At 67.9% G+C, this 16,120-nt stretch carries 15 protein-coding genes; 11 read left to right on the top strand and 4 right to left on the bottom strand.

Going from position 1 to position 16,120, the window contains the following annotated elements; genetic code table 11:
• Window positions 1-3 precede the first annotated feature (3 nt).
• The 3 genes from ACZ45O_RS09040 (at window position 4) to ACZ45O_RS09030 (ending at window position 3,154) form a co-directional block, all read left to right on the top strand.
• Entirely contained in the window at window positions 4-1,320 is a 1,317-nt protein-coding gene (locus ACZ45O_RS09040; protein WP_464852367.1) for a replication-associated recombination protein A, read from the top strand.
• 354 nt (window positions 1,321-1,674) lie between these two features.
• Complete coding sequence (locus tag ACZ45O_RS09035; protein ID WP_464852366.1) at window positions 1,675-2,016, top strand: nuclear transport factor 2 family protein; 342 nt, start codon at window positions 1,675-1,677, stop codon at window positions 2,014-2,016.
• A 100-nt stretch (window positions 2,017-2,116) separates the two neighbouring features.
• On the top strand, window positions 2,117-3,154 hold the full coding sequence (locus ACZ45O_RS09030) for a LexA family transcriptional regulator (RefSeq protein ID WP_464852365.1): 1,038 nt from the start codon (window positions 2,117-2,119) through the stop codon (window positions 3,152-3,154).
• Window positions 3,155-3,856: 702 nt separating this feature from the next.
• On the opposite strand, the gene ACZ45O_RS09025 is transcribed toward ACZ45O_RS09030, so the two are convergent.
• On the bottom strand, window positions 3,857-5,287 hold the full coding sequence (locus ACZ45O_RS09025) for an acetate--CoA ligase family protein (protein ID WP_464852363.1): 1,431 nt from the start codon (window positions 5,285-5,287) through the stop codon (window positions 3,857-3,859).
• Window positions 5,288-5,573: 286 nt separating this feature from the next.
• Between ACZ45O_RS09025 and ACZ45O_RS09020 the strand changes: the two genes are divergently transcribed.
• Entirely contained in the window at window positions 5,574-5,945 is a 372-nt protein-coding gene (locus ACZ45O_RS09020) for a response regulator (RefSeq protein ID WP_464852361.1), read from the top strand.
• 36 nt (window positions 5,946-5,981) lie between these two features.
• Entirely contained in the window at window positions 5,982-8,249 is a 2,268-nt protein-coding gene (locus tag ACZ45O_RS09015) for a response regulator (RefSeq protein WP_464852359.1), read from the top strand.
• A gap of 68 nt (window positions 8,250-8,317) precedes the next feature.
• Here the strand turns inward: ACZ45O_RS09015 and ACZ45O_RS09010 are convergent, their stop codons facing one another.
• Window positions 8,318-8,632 carry an Hpt domain-containing protein gene (locus ACZ45O_RS09010; RefSeq protein ID WP_464852358.1) on the bottom strand — a complete coding sequence of 105 codons (315 nt, stop codon included), beginning with the start codon at window positions 8,630-8,632 and terminating at the stop codon, window positions 8,318-8,320.
• A gap of 94 nt (window positions 8,633-8,726) precedes the next feature.
• Between ACZ45O_RS09010 and ACZ45O_RS09005 the strand changes: the two genes are divergently transcribed.
• Window positions 8,727-9,527: a YwiC-like family protein gene (locus ACZ45O_RS09005; RefSeq protein WP_464857592.1), complete on the top strand. Its 801-nt coding sequence runs from the start codon at window positions 8,727-8,729 to the stop codon at window positions 9,525-9,527.
• 561 nt (window positions 9,528-10,088) lie between these two features.
• On the opposite strand, the gene ACZ45O_RS09000 is transcribed toward ACZ45O_RS09005, so the two are convergent.
• On the bottom strand, window positions 10,089-11,081 hold the full coding sequence (locus tag ACZ45O_RS09000) for an IS1/IS1595 family N-terminal zinc-binding domain-containing protein (RefSeq protein WP_464857590.1): 993 nt from the start codon (window positions 11,079-11,081) through the stop codon (window positions 10,089-10,091).
• A 343-nt stretch (window positions 11,082-11,424) separates the two neighbouring features.
• Here ACZ45O_RS09000 and ACZ45O_RS08995 point away from each other — a divergent pair, with 343 nt between their 5' ends.
• From ACZ45O_RS08995 to ACZ45O_RS08985, 3 genes are all read left to right on the top strand, one after another.
• The gene (locus ACZ45O_RS08995; protein ID WP_464857588.1) at window positions 11,425-11,847 is read left to right on the top strand and encodes a BrxA/BrxB family bacilliredoxin; all 423 of its coding nucleotides are present in this window, start codon (window positions 11,425-11,427) and stop codon (window positions 11,845-11,847) included.
• 167 nt (window positions 11,848-12,014) lie between these two features.
• Complete coding sequence (locus tag ACZ45O_RS08990; RefSeq protein ID WP_464857586.1) at window positions 12,015-12,473, top strand: pentapeptide repeat-containing protein; 459 nt, start codon at window positions 12,015-12,017, stop codon at window positions 12,471-12,473.
• Window positions 12,440-12,631, top strand: coding sequence for a pentapeptide repeat-containing protein (locus ACZ45O_RS08985; protein ID WP_464857585.1), 192 nt, complete (start codon window positions 12,440-12,442; stop codon window positions 12,629-12,631). Before ACZ45O_RS08990 ends, ACZ45O_RS08985 begins: the two co-directional genes overlap by 34 nt.
• Window positions 12,632-12,637: 6 nt before the next feature.
• On the opposite strand, the gene ACZ45O_RS08980 is transcribed toward ACZ45O_RS08985, so the two are convergent.
• Window positions 12,638-13,075: a universal stress protein gene (locus ACZ45O_RS08980; protein ID WP_464857583.1), complete on the bottom strand. Its 438-nt coding sequence runs from the start codon at window positions 13,073-13,075 to the stop codon at window positions 12,638-12,640.
• Window positions 13,076-13,229: 154 nt separating this feature from the next.
• On the opposite strand from ACZ45O_RS08980, the gene ACZ45O_RS08975 reads away from it, so the two are divergent.
• Window positions 13,230-13,859 (top strand): hypothetical protein, encoded by a 630-nt coding sequence (locus ACZ45O_RS08975; RefSeq protein WP_464857581.1) that lies wholly within the window; start codon window positions 13,230-13,232, stop codon window positions 13,857-13,859.
• A gap of 15 nt (window positions 13,860-13,874) precedes the next feature.
• Entirely contained in the window at window positions 13,875-16,034 is a 2,160-nt protein-coding gene (locus ACZ45O_RS08970) for a penicillin-binding transpeptidase domain-containing protein (RefSeq protein ID WP_464857579.1), read from the top strand.
• The last annotated feature ends 86 nt before the right edge of the window (window positions 16,035-16,120 follow it).

Raw genomic sequence — 16,120 nt, 5'->3', positions numbered from 1 at the left:
CCCGTGGATCTGTTTTCGTGGGCCGCGGCGCAGGAGGCCGCGCAGAGCGCGCCGCTGGCCGCCCGCATGCGCCCGCAGACCCTGGATGAGTACGTGGGCCAGGAGCACCTGGTGGGACCCGGCCGGTTCCTGCGCCGGGCCCTGGAGGCGGGCTATCTGCCCTCCTGCATCCTCTTCGGCCCGCCGGGCACCGGCAAGACGACCCTCGCCCGGCTGGCCGCCGGCTACGTGAAGGCCCACTTCGAGCAGCTGAACGCCGTGACCTCGGGGGTGCAGGATATCCGCCGCCTGGTGGACGAGGCCCGCGCCCGCATGGGGCAGTACGGCCAGAAGACCGTGGTGTTCATCGACGAAATCCACCGCTGGCGCAAGGACCAGCAGGACGCCCTGCTCCCGCACGTGGAGGAGGGGCTGATCACCCTGGTGGGCGCGACGACCCAGAACCCCCTGGTCTCGGTGAACGCGCCGCTGGTGAGCCGTACCCGCATTTTCGAGCTGAAGCCCCTCAGCGACGAGGCCGTTGCCCACCTCCTGGACCGGGCCCTGCGCACGCCGGGGCGGGGCCTGGGCAACTACAACGCGACGGTGGCGCCCGAGGCGATGGAGCACCTGGTGCGCACTGCCGGCGGCGACGCCCGGGTGGCGCTCAACGCCCTGGAGCTGGCTGTGCTGCTCACGCAGCCCGACGAGGAGGGGCGCCGGGTCGTGACCCTGGAGACGGCCGAGGAGGCCCTGCTGAAGCGGGCGGTGGTCTACGACCGCGACGGGGACGAGCACTATCACGTGGCATCGGCCCTGATCAAGTCGATCCGGGGCTCCGACCCCGACGCCGCGCTCTACTGGCTGGCGCGGATGATCTACGCCGGCGAGGACCCCCGGTTCATCGCCCGGCGGCTGGTCATCTCGGCGGCGGAGGACATCGGCCTCGCCGATCCGCAGGCCCTGGTCATCGCCCAGGCGGCCGCCGACGCCGTGGCGTTCATCGGCATGCCGGAGGGGCGCATCCCCCTGGCCGAGGCGGTGGTCTACCTGGCTTGCGCGCCCAAGTCCAACAGCGCGTATCTCGCCATCGACCGGGCCCTGGCGGTGGTGGAGCGGGAGAAGACGCCGCCTGTGCCCAACCACCTGAAGGACACCGGCTACGGCTCGGACGAGCGGCTGGGCTACGGCAAGGGCTACCAGTACCCCCACGATTTCCCCGGCGCCTGGGTGGAGCAGCGCTACCTGCCCGAAGGCGTGGACGGCCCGTTCTGGGAGCCGAAGGCGCACGGCCGCGAGGCGGAGATCGCCCGGGCCCTGCGGGAGCGGCGGGGGCGCTGAGCGGCAGTTCGGGTGGCGGCGCTGAGCGGCAGTTGGGCGGTGGCGCTGAGCGGCAGTTGGGGCGGTGGTACTGAGCGGCAGTTGGGGCGGTGGTACTGAGCGGCAGTTGGGGCGGTGGTACTGAGCGGCAGTTGGGGTGCTGGCGCTGAGTTGCAGTTCAGGCGCTGGCGTGAACCGCTCGGCGTGAGGCCGGGGTGGCTCCGGAGCGGGCATGGGCCGTCGGCTGGTGATGAAGGCCCGAACGTGAATGGCACGGGTGATGGCACCAACGGCGGATATGGGTGTGCGGCGGTTTATGATAGGCTGAATACAGGTACAACCGCCGACCAGCGCCCGCGAAAGGAGGACTCCCCCGTGTCACAGAGCGTCATGATGGACCGCGTGCGCGTCGAGGAGGCCGTGACCCGCTTCTTCCATATGTGCAACTCCCACTGCCCGGGGAACGTCGCCCCCCTGCTGACCGCCGATGTGGAGCTGATCGACCGGAGCGAGGTGAGGGGCCACGAGGATGTGCACACCTACCTGGTCTGGCTGTGGCAGCGCTATCCGGATCTCATTTTCCGGGTTGAACATGTGCTGGTGGACGGGCACCTGGCCGCCGCCGAAGTGACGGCGGAGTCGCAGGGTGAGCGCCGCTCCCGGTGTGTCGTGTTCCAGTTCCGGGACGGGCTGATCAGGCGGATGAGGTGGTATTAGTCCGATGCAAAGGGACCCCGCAGCCAATCGGCAGCGGGGTTCTTATTTTGCTGTGTGGAAATAAAAGGAAACCGCGGCGATGGCGGCGAATATAACGAACATGCGATTGAGACTGATTCACGTTCCGGACCGGCTGTGGGCCGACCACACGTTACCCGAGGGCGCCAAAATGGTTTGGTGCTATCTTTGTGCATCAATACATACACGGACGATCTTCACGCCGAAGGAAATTTACAGAATGGTGGGCATCAGTCGACACAGCCTGCATCACTACCTGGACATCCTGCAGGCTGCCGGATGGCTAACCTTTGACCGCCCAGCCCTCAGGACGATTCGTGTTGCGCTGCATACTCCGCGAGACGGCGGCTACCTCATCCTGCCCTCGGACGTCATTTTCGACCTCCGGATTCCGCGTGGAGCGTGCTGGACCTGGGGAGTCATCTTTCGCCTGGGCGGCCAGTTTACGCATCAAGACCTGCGCACCGCGACGGGGTACAGCTCGGACAAACTGCGGAGACACATTCAGCATCTGACCGCCCACCGCTGGCTGGTAGGCGGACCACAGCGAAGGGCCAACAAGACCGTCTATGTGTTTCGAGGTGCTAATCCTCACGCAGTGAAGCGGGCGGCCGAGCTGCGTGAACTCGAACGTGGCCTGCGGGTGGCCAGGGAAACGCCCGGGTACTCGGCAGGTCAGTTCATCCTTGCCCGAATGATTCGGGCGATGTCCCCGGGCATCCGCATGATCGAGAATGCTGAGTTGACTGGCCTTGACAACGCTGAAACCGGGGGCCGAATGCACTGTGACCTGTTGTTTCCCGACCACAACTTGGTCGTAGAGTTCCATGGGTATCAGCATGCCGGGCCGACGGAACTGTATCCTGATGTTGAGGAGTTTCAGGCGCTCCGCAGGCGTGATTTGCTGAAACGGGGCCTGTGTCAGGAGATGGGGTTGGAGCTTGTTGTGGTATGGCCACAGAACCTGAGCCGTGATGGGATTCGTCGGCTCCTCGGACACCGCTTGCCCTTCCGTGACGATGTGGAGGAGCAGTGGCACATCATCGAGTTCCTGGACCGCAAGGCCGCGCAGTACCGGCGTGCGGCTGGCAAGGCGCCGTATGGGAACAGCAGGGGCTAACAGTGAACATTCTGCCTGCCCCGGCCTCGGTTGAGGCCGGGGCTTCGTTGTGCGTCTGTCCAGCGACGGCGGCGGGAACCGCAGGTTTTACGCTTTGGACAGAAGACGGAAGCGTAAAAGTGGCGGTTCCGAGCTGGCGACGGCGGGTCCGGGTCGGAACGCAGCAGGCAGCAGGGCGAGCTGGCCGACGTCAAGTGCAGCCAAGGTAACATAAGGGGACTATCTAGTTAACATAACGATGCGGTGAGCCGGGGAACTACGGGATTCCGGTCGGTCCCCCGGGTTGGGAACCGCAAGTTTTACGCTTTGGACAGAAGACGGAAGCGTAAAAGTGGCGGTTCCGAGCTGGCGACGGCGGGTCCGGGCCGGAACGCAGCAGGCAGCAGGGCGAGCTGGCCGACGTCAAGCGCAGCCAAGGTAACATAAGAGGACTATCTAGTTAACATAACGATGCGGTGAGCCGGGGAACTTGGGATTCTCGGCGGTCCCCCGGGTTGGGAACCGCAAGTTTTACGCTTCGGCCAGAAGACGGAAGCGAAAAAGTACCGGTTCCCTATGCGCTGGAGTATCGGTGGAGTCAGGGACAGGTACAGGGGCCAGTGCAACGCCAGGAGCAGGGGAAGGGGAAGTCTGCAGGGTAGGGCGGGCAACCAGAAGCCCCCGCTGCACGTCGGCAGCGGGGGCTTGACCAAGCACGGCGCATCACCGCATCAGCGCATGCGCAAGGCGCTGTCTTGCCCAGGCGTATCGCAGCATGGCCGCAAGGGCGGCGGCCACCCCTTCGGGAGAGGCGAAGGTCATCATGCCGTTCTCCTCCAGCAAACGGCGGGCGGGCAGGACTTCCCGGCCGCCCAGGAAGACCGGGAAGAGCGGCTTGGCCAGGCTGTTGCGCCGGATGCCGGGGAGCAGGCGCAGGAGGTCCCGGGCCATGTCCTCCGCGCTGTTGAACGGGGTGGGGACGAAGAGCTGCACCACCGCGTCCACGCCGGGGTCCCGGAGCAGGGCCGCGACGGCCTGTGCGGTCTGGCGGGGGCCGACGCCGCCGCCCGAGTCCACGTAGCCGTCGGGGTCGCCGACCACCGCAAAGGGCGGCAGCAGCGACCGCAGAGCCGCGGCGGTCGACGGGCTGAGCTGGGCCGGCGCGATGTCGCGGCTCACCAGGGCGTCTAGCGTGTAGACCCCGGCGCCGCCTGAGTTGGTCAGCACGGCCACCCGGTTGCCCAGCGGCAGCGGCAGGCGGTCGAAGGTGGCGAGGGTCGTGACGAACTCGTCCACCCTGCTGACCGGCAGCATCCCGTATTGTCGGGCCACGTCATCATCCAGGGGCGAGTCGTCGTTCACGGCGCCGGTGTGCCGGAAGGCCGCCCTGGCCCCGGGAGCGGTTCGGCCGGACTTCAGCACCACCACCGGTTTGCGGATGGCCACCCGCCGGGCGGCCTCCAGCAGCGGCTGCGCGGCGGGCACCGCCTCCAGGTAGAGCCCGATGGTCCGGGTGGAGGGGTCGCGTCCCAGGCAGTCCACCAGCTCCGCCAGCGAGAGGTCGGCCATGTTGCCCACGGAGACGAACTTGTTGAGTCCGATGGGAAAGGGGAGTGCCTGGCACTCCCGCGTGATCCACGAGACGATGGAGCCGGACTGGGAAAGCAGTGAAACGCCGCTGGCATCGCGGCGGTTCCCGGTGAGGAAGGTGGTGTCCAGCCGATTGCGGGCGTCCAACACGCCCAGACAGTTGGGGCCCAGCAGGCGGACCCCGGCTTCCCGGCAGGCGGCCGCCAGCATCTCCTGCATCTCACGGCCCTCTTCCGTGTCGGCCTCGGCGAAGCCGCCGGCGAGGCTGACGACCACGGCCAGGTCGCCTCTCGCCCGCTTGCGGCGGACGATCGCCTCCGCCATCGCCGGGGTGGTGGCTGCGGGGACGGCGAGGATCAGCATCTCCACCAGGGTGGGCACCTGTTCGAGGTCGGGGTAGGCCGGAACGCCGAGAATGGACTGCGCCGCCGGATGGACCAGAGCGATCTGGCCGGGGTATCCCGCGGCCAGAAGGTTGTGCAGCACCTGGTGACCGGGCTTGGTCGGGTGCCGAGATGCGCCGGCGACGGCGATGCCGCGCGGACGGAACAGGGAATCGATCACAGTGCTGCCCTCCTTTCGCTGCTCCCGCACAGAGTCCTCGTGTAATCAGCGTACTGTTCTGGCTTTGGAAGGCATATCCCCCTGAAGGGCCATAATCGGTCAGAGAAGTTGGCCTGGCGGAAAGGTCATGTTACAATATTCACATGCCGATTTCGGGCGTCTAATGACGCTTAAACGCGATCGGGCGAGCGGATTGCGCCTCCCCTACTTTGGAGAGAGTAGACACAAGTGATGCCGGGGCCTACAATATGAGCAGGGATATTCGATAGGCGAAAGGAGGAGGCGAATGGCACTTCGTATCCTGCTGATTGAGGACGATCCCGACATTCAGCGTATGGTGCAGCTCTCCCTGAAGTTTCAAGGAGGGCACGAAGTGATGGTCGCCTCCGGGGGGCAGGAGGGGATCGCGAAGGCGGAGCAGGAGCGCCCGGACCTGATCCTGCTGGATGTGATGATGCCGGAGATGGACGGCTACGAGACCTGCCGACGGCTGAAGGCCAACCCCGCCACTGCCTCCATCCCAATCGTCTTCCTCAGCGCCCGGGCGCAGCAGTCGGAGATCCAGAAGGGACGGGATCTCGGCGCCATCGGCTACCTGGTGAAGCCGTTCGACCCGATGACCCTGTCCAGCCAGCTGGAGGAGATGCTCCGGTCCTAGTTCCGCCGTCGGCCAGCCGAAAGGGAGCGGTTCTGTTTGGATGTCACCCATATTCTGCGGGAAGTGTACTGGCACAGCCTGGACGGCATCGTCGTCGCCGATAAGGACACGGTGATCCTCGACGTCAACCCGGCGTACGAGGCGGTGACTGGTTACAGCCGCGACGAGCTGATCGGCCAGAAAACCAACATCGTGCGCTCGGGGCTCACCCCGCCTGAGGTCTTCCGCGACATGTGGACGCAGCTGGGCCGGCGGGGCAAGTGGGTCGGCGAAGTCATCAACCGGCACAAGAACGGCAACCTCTGGTACTCCTTCCTGTCCATCACCCGCATCGTGGACGAAGGGGGATCGGTGGTTGCCTACGTCGGCATTGCCCGGGACATCACGCAGCGGAAGGCCCTGGAGCAGCAGCTCCGGCAGAACCTCGTCGAGATCCAGTCCGCGCGTGAGCTCGCCCAGGCGCAGGCCACGCGGCTCAGGGCCTTGCTCGACTCGGTGGGCGAGGCCATCATCATGTTCGACACCCTGGGCATCTGCGTGGTCGCCAACCACCAGGTGGGCGGCATGCTGGGGCTGCCGGCCGAGCAGATCCTGGGCAAGTCGGTGCACGAGCTCCACGCGCTGGCCCTGCAGGCCCTGGGCGTCCGCGCCTTCGAGTGGCAGCCCGGCCCGGACGGCGGGCCGCCCATCGAGCTGGAGACCAACGTCATCGAGACCCGGGAGGAGCGCCCCCGCGTCTTCCACGAGTTCGCGGCCCCGGTGCCCGATCCCGGGGGCCGGGTCATCGGCCGCATCTACGTCTACCGCGACATCACCAAGGAGACCGAGCTGGACCGCATGAAGACGGAGTTCATCGCCACCGTCTCCCACGAGCTGCGGACGCCGATGACCTCCATCAAGGGATCGCTGGGGCTGGTGCTGGGCGGCGTGGCGGGCGAGCTGCCGGAGGAGGCCCGGGAGTTGCTCACGATCGCCCGTAACAACACCGACCGGCTCATCCGGCTGATCAACGACATCCTGGACATCTCCCGCATCGAGGCCGGCAAGATGGAGATCCGGCGGGTGCCGCTGAACGCCGCGGAGGCGGTGCGAAGGGCCGTGCAGGAGATGCAGGCCTTTGCCCGGCAGCGCAGCATCACCTTGAAGACGGACCTGCCGGACGGCCTGCCGCGGGTGATGGCCGACGGCGACCGGGTGCACCAGGTGCTGGACAACCTGCTCTCCAACGCGATCAAGTTCTCGCCGCAGGGGAGTGAGGTGCTCATCCGGGCGGTCCCGGCCGGCGACATGGTGCGCTTCGACGTCATCGACCACGGCCCGGGCATCCCGGCCGACCAGCAGACCGCGATCTTCGACCGCTTCTACCGGGTGGACAACGCCGCCGCGCGCAAGACGGGCGGCACCGGCCTCGGTCTAACCATCTGCCGGGCGATCGTGGAGGAGCACGGCGGCCAGATCTGGGTCGAGTCCACGGTGGGCGAGGGCTCCACCTTCTCCTTCACGCTGCCGGCGGAGCCCAGCGGGCCGTCTCAGTCAGTTCCGCTCCACGTCAGCAGCCGGACGGTGCTGGTGGTGGACGACGATCCGGACATCGTGCGGCTCATCATGCTCTCGCTGGAGCGGGAGGGGTTCCACGCCGTCGGAGCGACCTCGGGTGGGCAGGCCCTGGAGATCGCCCGCAGCCGGCACGTCGACGTGATCACGCTGGATCTGAGGATGCCCGGCGCCGACGGCACCCACGTGCTCCGGCAGCTGAAGCAGGATCCGGCCACCCGCGACATCCCTGTGGTGGTGGTGTCGGCGTATTCCGCCGGCAAGGAGATGGAGCTGGTGGCGACGGGGGTCTCGGGCATCGTCTCCAAGCCCATCGACGACAACGAGCTCCTGAGCACGATCCGCAGCGTCCTGGGCACCTGGCGCGGGGAGCGGCCTCAGCCCTCGATCCTGGTGGTGGATGACGACCCGGACGTGCGGCGCATCATCACCGTCATGCTGGAGCAGGCCGGCTATGCCGTGCGCACGGCCCACGACGGGCAGGAGGCGTTCCGCATGATCATGGCCGAACGGCCCGATCTCCTGATCCTCGACCTAATGATGCCGAACCTGGACGGTTTCCAGCTGGTCCGGCTGCTCCGGCAGCGGCGCTGGACGCAGCAGATTCCGCTGCTGGTGCTCACCGCCCTGGACCTCACCGAGGGTGAGAAGACCCTGCTGCAGCTGGGCCCGACCTGCCACGTGACCAAGGGCCCGCTGATTCAGGAGGAGATCGTCGCGCGGGTGCGGGAGTTGCTGGACTCGCACTGATCCCGCACAACGCGAAAAACAGGCCGGCCCTGAAGCGCACCGTGCGCCTCAGGGCCGGCCTCGCGCGCTTACCGCGTCGCGGCGTCGATCTCTTCCAGCACCTGGTCCACCAGGTCGGCCAGGGCCGCGTCATCCCGGTCCTGCTCGCCGTCGATGACCATGAGCAGCGCATCCTCTGCACGGGCGGCCGCTGCGGAGAGCGCCTTGAAGCCGTAGAAGCCCCCCGAGCCCCGCAGCTTGTGCACCTCCTGCCGGAGCTGCTTCAGGTCGACGGGGCTGCCCTGGCGCAGGGCGGCCACCGCCTCCCGCAGGCGCCCGGACCGCTCAACGACTCCCTGGAGGTACTCCTCCCGCAATGCGGCGAAGTCAGCTGAATCGAACATCTGGGTCAGGACCGCTCCTTTCCACGTGACATTGCGCACACGGCGCGCCCCGTTCTTCATGTTATACTCTGTTCAAACGGGGGTGCAATCGCGCATGCAACTTCGACCTGGACCTCTACCGCTGCCCCGGGAGCACGGCGCGTGGGCCATGCTCCTCACTCCAGCTCTGGTCGCACTTGTGGCTCTCGGTCCGCATCCGCTGGGCCTCATCGCCCTCGTGGGCTGGCTCACGGCGTACGCCGCGCGCGGCTCCCTGGAGGTGCTGCTCGGCAGGGGCGCATCGGGCCGGGCCGGCATGGCCAGCGCGGCGCCTGAGGTCGCCCGTTTCTGGCTTCTGGCCCTGGCCGCCGTGGCCGCAGCTTTCCTGCTGCCGGTTGTGGTTCGCCGTCCCGCCGTGCTCTACCTGCTGGGCGGCGCGCTCCTCCTGGTTCTTGTGGTGTTCTGGCTGGCGCAGCAGGGCCGGACCCGTTCGTTGCTCTCCGGCTTCCTGTCCGTGACCGGCCTCATGGCCGGGGCGCCGCTTTACGAACTGGCGGCGGCGGGCACGATGACCCCGCGAGGATGGGCCCTCACCTACGCCTGCTTTGCCTTCTTCGCCGGCTCGATCTTCCGTGTGAAGACCATGTCCAGGGAGCGCCGGCATCGCGCCTTCCACCGGGTCTCGGTGGTGGTGCATCTGGTCTTCCTGGCCGCAGCCGTGGCTGCCGCCGCGCTGGGCTGGGCGCCTTCGCTGCTGCCTCTGGCCCTGGTGCCGCCGCTCATCTGGGCCATCGTCTGCGCCTGGCGGGCCCGCTACCAGGGGGCGGCCCGGCTCGACCGGGTCGGCTGGTCGGAAGTTTACCTGACCGTGCTGTTTGCCGCCCTGACGGTGCTGGCCATGCGGGTTCCCCTGTAGGGGGGCCGTTCCCCGGCAGGGGCTGTTCGACCTATCCAGCCCATCCAGCCTGCCCAGCCTATCCGTTCTGTTCGCCGTCGGTGTTGGTGGCGGGGCGCCCCATTCGTTGCAAAAGCTAACGTGCCCAGAACCCGGCGGGCTGAGGGCAGCTGACTGTGGGTGAGGCGACGAATCACGCAGGTAGCAAGCCGTGGCTGAAGGCGCAGGACCACGCCAGCGGCTAGCCGCGCCGAAGGCGCAGGACCATGCCGGCAGCCAGCCGCGGGTGATGGCGCAGGACGGAGCCGGCGGCCAGCCGTGGCTGAAGGCACAGGACCACGCCGGCAGCCAGCCGCGATAAGGCGCAGAACCACGCCGACGGCCAGGTGTGGCTGAAGGCGCGTCAGAAGCAGGTGGCGGCAGCATATGTAGCCACGCTGGCTCCTGGCGTTTGAGAGTCTCCGCAGGTGACCTCGCGTCCTTCGTACTTAGAGGCGGCACAGTGTCGGCGTGTCAACGCCTGCCCACGGGTAACGCCAGCGGGGTCCCGGACATTCAGCGCTCAGGACGGGGCACGGCGTCTTAGGCAGGGTTGCGTAGCAGGGCGCGGCCATCCACCGGCGCGATGTTGTTGCCGTCCGGATACTCCACGACCCGCACGATATCCCGGAACCAGGCCAGGTAATGGTCCAGATATTTCGTGGCGACCCCCCGGAACTGCCGGAGCCACCACGCGGGCAGGTTCGGGAAGCGGATCGGACCGGCGTTCACCTCACCCTCAGCACCGGTCGCCGCCTGCAGTAAACCGGTCTCCCCCTGCTCTTCCCCGGCGGTGGATCCGCGGCCCCTGCTGACAGCCGCGAACCCATCGCGGTGTACATATCCCAATGTCTCACAGGCTTTCTGGTATTCGTGCCCGCCGAAGGCGAACACGCGGGAGCCGGGCCGGACCATCCGGGAGAGGCCTGTCCCCACCAGGTCCGGGGTACGCCTGCCCTGCCCCAGGATGCCCAGCTCGTATCCGCTTTCGGTCTCGGCCACCATGACGTTCACCGGCCGGCCGTCGATCAGCAACTGGAACCGGTTCCGGCCGGCGGGGGCCAGGCCTGGGCGGATTGGCCCTCCCGGTCCGATTCCCCTGCGCACGATATTCCAGTAGCCCCAGCTGCCCGGGCCGTTGGTGGTCCGGCTGCCCTTTTCGGAGTACTTCACATGGAAGGTTTCAACCCTGACGTCACCGCTCAGCTTTTCACGGGGCTGGGCGCTCAGCACCGCGAGGGCCCGGTGGCGCCAGTGGAAGGCCGTGGACAGGGCGATGCCCAGGCGGGATGCGACCCGGCGCAGCGGCAGGCTGCCTGCCAGCAGTTCGATCATCTCGCGCCACTGCTCCTGCTTGCGGATGCGATACGCCGGAGTGCCGGTGTTGGGGCTGAAGGTTCGCCGGCAGGCCTTACAGAGATACCGCTGCACCCGCCGCCCGGAGGCCATGCGGAAACTGCCGTGCCTGATCACAGAATCTCCCCCGCACGCGGGGCAACAATTAACGTGGGATAGACCGAGGGACTCAGGCGCCATAATGGCACCACCTCACACAAATGGATGGTATTGCCATTTTACCCAAACACCGGTTCGTTGTCCAGTCCGAAGAGGTCACCCGTGAGGGTGATTTTTCACCTGACCCTGCCGGCAACCTCCGCCGCTCCCCCACAGGCCCACAGTCAACACGAACAGAGCCGATACCGGCGAACACGAATCGGTGTACGGCCTCACCAACAGCCAGCTCGAACAGAACGCATAACGTTCGGAAGGGAGGGCGCAGTCTCAGCCATCGCCCATATAGCCGTAACTTCCAGCCCTCCGCAACCGTCACAAAGGGCACAAAGGTAACAGCAATGTAGCGGGAAAGGGGAGGGGCAGCATGGATATCCATATGTTCATGCCCGACTTTCAAGCGATGCGGGACGAGCTGACCCGGCTGGGCTTTGCCGAACTGCGCACGGCCGAGGAGGTGCAGGAGCGGCTGCCGACTGCTGAGGGCGTTACGCTTCTGGCCATCAACTCGATGTGCGGGTGTGCCGGCGGCATCGCGCGGCCGGCGGCCGCGCTGGCCCTCCGGGAGGTGCGGCCTGATCACCTGATGACGGTCTTTGCCGGGCAGGATAAGGAGGCGACTGCCGCGGCGCGCGCCCTGTTCCCGGAGTACCCGCCCTCGTCGCCTTCCTTCGCCGTGCTCAGGGACGGCAAGGCCGTGGCGATGATCCCCCGCAGCCAGATCGAGGGCTCTGACCCGCAGACGGTGGCCCGGCGGATCGTGCAGGCGGTGAAGGAGGCCCAGGGGTAGCCGGATCGGCGGGAACGGAACCCGGGGGGAACGGAACCGGATTCAGCGGACGGCCCGTGGCGCGGCGCCGTCCGCTTGCGCGCTCGGGGCGGTGCGCACGGCGAGGCGCAGATGGGACGTGCCAAGCGATACGCCAGGCGGAGGCGCAACGAGGAGGAGGGGGCAACGTGGACGTTGAGCGGCCGGTATGGATCGAGCGGGTGCACAAGGGCGAATCGTTCGATCAGGCGGATCTGGCCGATGTCGTGATGAGGCGCTGCCGCTTTGTGGAGTGCTCGTTTCGCGGCGCCAGGCTGAACGACATCGATACCGCGGGCTGCCTGTTCGAGCGCTGCGACTTCACGGGGGCCAACCTCGCCGGGTCGACGCACGCGCGCACCAGCTTCGTCGGCAGCCGTTTCACCTATGCCCACCTGTTCGCCGCCCACTTCACCGACTGCAAGATGACCGGCGTTACCTTCGAGGAGGCGGCGACTGCCGGGTGGCGCATCACGGGAGGGGACTGGTCGTACGTCAACCTGCGGGAGCAGTCGCTGAAGGGCCAGGATCTGGGGGGGTGCGGCTGGCCGAGGCCGATCTGTACCGCTGCAACATGGAAAAGGCCGACCTCCGAAGCAGCGACCTGACCCGGGCGCAGCTGGGTCAGGCGCGGCTGTTCGGGGCCGACCTGCGGGGTGCGATCATGGAAGGCGTGGACTGGAAGGGGCTCGACGTGCGCGGAGCCATCATCGACGTGGGTCAGGCTGTCCTGCTCGCGCGCTCGCTGGGCGCGCGGGTGGAGTAGGCCGGATCAGGGCACGATCAGCACGGGGCAGGGAGCGCGGTGGAGCACCGCCTGGCTGACGCTGCCGAGGAAGAGCTCCTTCAGCGGCGAGAGGCCGCGCCGGCCCAGCACGATCAGGTCGTAGCCGCCTTCACGGGCCTCGGTCAGAATCGCCTCGCCGGGCACGCCGATGACGTGCGTCCCCCGGGCGCGTTCGGGCGGCAGGCCGAGCGCCGCCATCGTGACCGAAAGAGCCCGGTCTGCCTGGGCCTGCGCATAGGTGTCGGGCAGCATCGGATTGGGCATGGGTGCGCCGGCCGCGGCAGGGGTGGTCAGGTCGGGAAGCGGTGCCACGTGGAACACGGTGACCTCGATGCAGGGGTCGCGTTCGGCCATCTTCCGCAGGGTCTGGGCAGCGCGGACGCTGTGGGCGGAACCGTCAGTTGCGAGCAGCACCTTCGTCATTACCCGTCACCCCCTCGAATTCGGGTATCCAGATCCGGGTATCTATTAATTATTTCGGTACTCGTGTGAAGAATTCCTTCGGGACCCGGCGTGCGGCAGCCGTAGTCACTGCCTGTCTGCCTCTGGTAGAATAGGGGAATGGAGGCGATAACGGTTGCTGTCTGATCAGGAACAGAGCCTTTACGTCGAGTTCGACGAACTCTTCGCACTGCGGGAGCGGCTGCGCCCCCTGGCTGACCAGGTGCGCGCCCAGCTGGTGGCCGCCGGCCTGCGGGAGCGTCTGGAGGCAGAGATCTTCGACCACGAACTGGAACTGCGCGGGGTGGACAAGTCCAACCTGCTGATCCGCCTGAACAGCTTCCGGCTGGAGATCGTCGGCGCCAGGCCCGAACTGCTGCTGCACAACCTGGCGGCCCTGATTCTCGCCCAGGCGGAGGTCTTCCGGCTGAACACCGTGGAGGTGGGCTTCACCGCTTGGCTGAAGGCCGGCGACGGGCGGCCCCTGAACCTGGTGGCGCAGGCCTTCTCCCCGGGCTGGGGCGTCGAGCCGGCCGAGATGCTGGACCGGCGCTTCGCCATGACCTGGGACTGGGCCACGGCGACCACCGGCTACTCGTTTCACGCCAGCGCCCTCGAGGACCGGGAGCTGATGCTGAGCTTCAAGGCCCGCGAGGGCTACATGACCCTGCCCGAGCTGCAGACCGGCCTCTGGATTCAGGAGCAGCGCCACCGGTTCGAGCAGGGGGCGCGCCTCCTGGTCAGCCTGCTCGGCTGGTCCCACTAGGCGGAGGTGACGGCAATGCGGCGACGCGCCAAGATTCTGCGGTTGGTGCTGACGGCGGCGCTGCTGTTGATGATCGGCCGCCTCGGCTGGTTCCAGGCGACGCAGGCCGAGGAGGTGCTGGCGCGGGAGGAGGCCCGGCGGCTGCAGGAGGCATCCCTCAGGCCCGTGCGCGGTCCCCTGCTGGACCGGAACGGACGCCCGCTGGCGGTCTCCATCCCCCAGCGAAACGTGGTCGCCTCGCCCTTCCACATGGAGGCCCGCAACTTCGCCCGGGTGGCCGCCAGCCTCGCGCCCCTGCTGGGGCAGGACGCGGCGGAGCTGGAACAGCTTCTGCACGAGAACCAGGACTCTCAGTACCTGGTGCTGGCCCGGAACGTGGACCTGGCGACGGCGGACCAGATCGCCGCGCTGGTGCTGCCGGGCATCTCGCTGCAGGAGACCAGCCAGCGGGTCTACCCCCAGGGGGACGCCGCCAACCAGATCATCGGCTACCTGAACAGCGAGGGAGAGGGCGCCTACGGGCTGGAGGCGCAGTACGAGGAGGCGCTGCGCGGGCGGGACGGTTTCGTGCGGGCGGAGCTGACCTACGACAACGCGCCAATCCTGGGCACGGTACGGAGCAGCATGCCCGCGGAGGACGGCCTCACGGTCGTTTCCACCATCGACATCTACCTGCAGCGCGCCTTCGAAGAGGCGCTGGATGGGGTGATCGAGCGGGAAGACGCCCGGCGGGCCATGGCCGTGGCGCTGGACGTGCACACCGGCGAGATCCTCGCCCTGGCCATGCGCCCCGGCGCGGACCTGGGCGACCGTTCCTCCTGGGTGAAGGAGGACGGCACGCTGGACGTGGAGCGGCTGACCAACTGGGCGGTGATGCCCCTGCCGCCGGGTTCCAGCTTCAAGACGGTGACCACGGCCATCGCCCTGGAAGAAGGATTGCTCGACCTGAGCACGTTGATACCCGATTCGGGGCAGATCGAGATCGACGGCTGGACCATCTGGAACTGGGACCGGGTGGTCCACGTGGAGCCGCAGATGCGGACCATCGGCCAGCTGCTGCAGACCTCCAGCAACGTCGGGCTGATCCACGTGGGCCAGCGCATCCCCCACGAGACCTTCCAGCGCTACCTGCAGGCCTTCGGGTTCACCGAGCCCACCGGGCTGGACTTCCCCCATGAGTCCGCGGCCAACGGCCTCACGGGCTGGGAGGAGAAGCGGCCGGTGGACTGGGCCAACATGTACATCGGCCAGCACCTGGAGGTGACGCCCCTTCAGATGGTGCGGGCAGGGGCCGTGTTCGCCAACGGCGGCAAGCTGGTGCGGCCGCACCTGGTGCGGGAGATTCAGAACGCCGCGGGCGAGACGGTGTGGAAGGCCCCGACCGAGCCCCTGCGCACGGTGATCAGCGAGCAGACGGCGGCCGAGATGCGGCAGCTCATGGTGGACATCATCGAGGAGGCGTACACCCAGGCCCGGGTGCCCGGCTACACCGCCGGCGGCAAGACGGGCACGGCCCAGAAGTACGAGGGCGGCCGCGAGAAGGAGCGGGGCCTGGGCGACTTCCTGGGCTTCGCCCCGGCCAGCGACCCCCGGGTGGCGATGTTCATCCTGATCGACGAGCCGAAGCCCCCCGGGTACGGCGGCACCATCGCCGCGCCGCTCTTCGCCAAGCTGATGCCCGAGGTGCTGCGCGCCCTGGGCGTGCCGCCCGACAACCCGGCCACGGCCCCGGAGACGGGGGCCGACCCGGCGGAAGGGGCGTCGGGGGAGGAGGATGAGGAGCCGGTGCGGGTGGTGCTGCCCGACGCGCGGTTCCTGCCGGTGGATTGGGCCGTGCAGCGGCTGAGCGACGCGGGGCTGCAGCCCCGGCCCTCCGGAGAGGGCGCGGTGGTGGTGGCGCAGTCGCCGGCGCCCGGGGCCGAGGCCGAGCCGGGCAGCGAGGTTGAACTGGTGCTCGGCCCGCTGGGCGCGGACACGGTGGCCTTGCCGGACTTCAGCGGCCTCACCCTGGCGGACGCCGGCCGGCTCTCCGCGGAGCTGGGCCTCCTGCTGAAACAGGGCGGCGGCGCCGGATTCGTGGTCGAACAGAGCCCGGCCCCGGGGACCGCGGTGCCGCCCGGCAGCGTGGTCACGGTGCGGCTCTCCACCGTACGGCTCTCCACCGTGCGGCCCTGAACCCCAAAATCCGCTCTTGACAGTCGGGATTGCCGGCGAATAGACTTTATGGTGGCGATCCCGATATTGTTACTCGGAATTGGGGG

This window comes from Symbiobacterium turbinis, from assembly GCF_055383075.1.
This window is presented reverse-complemented; position numbering and strand designations above follow the sequence as displayed.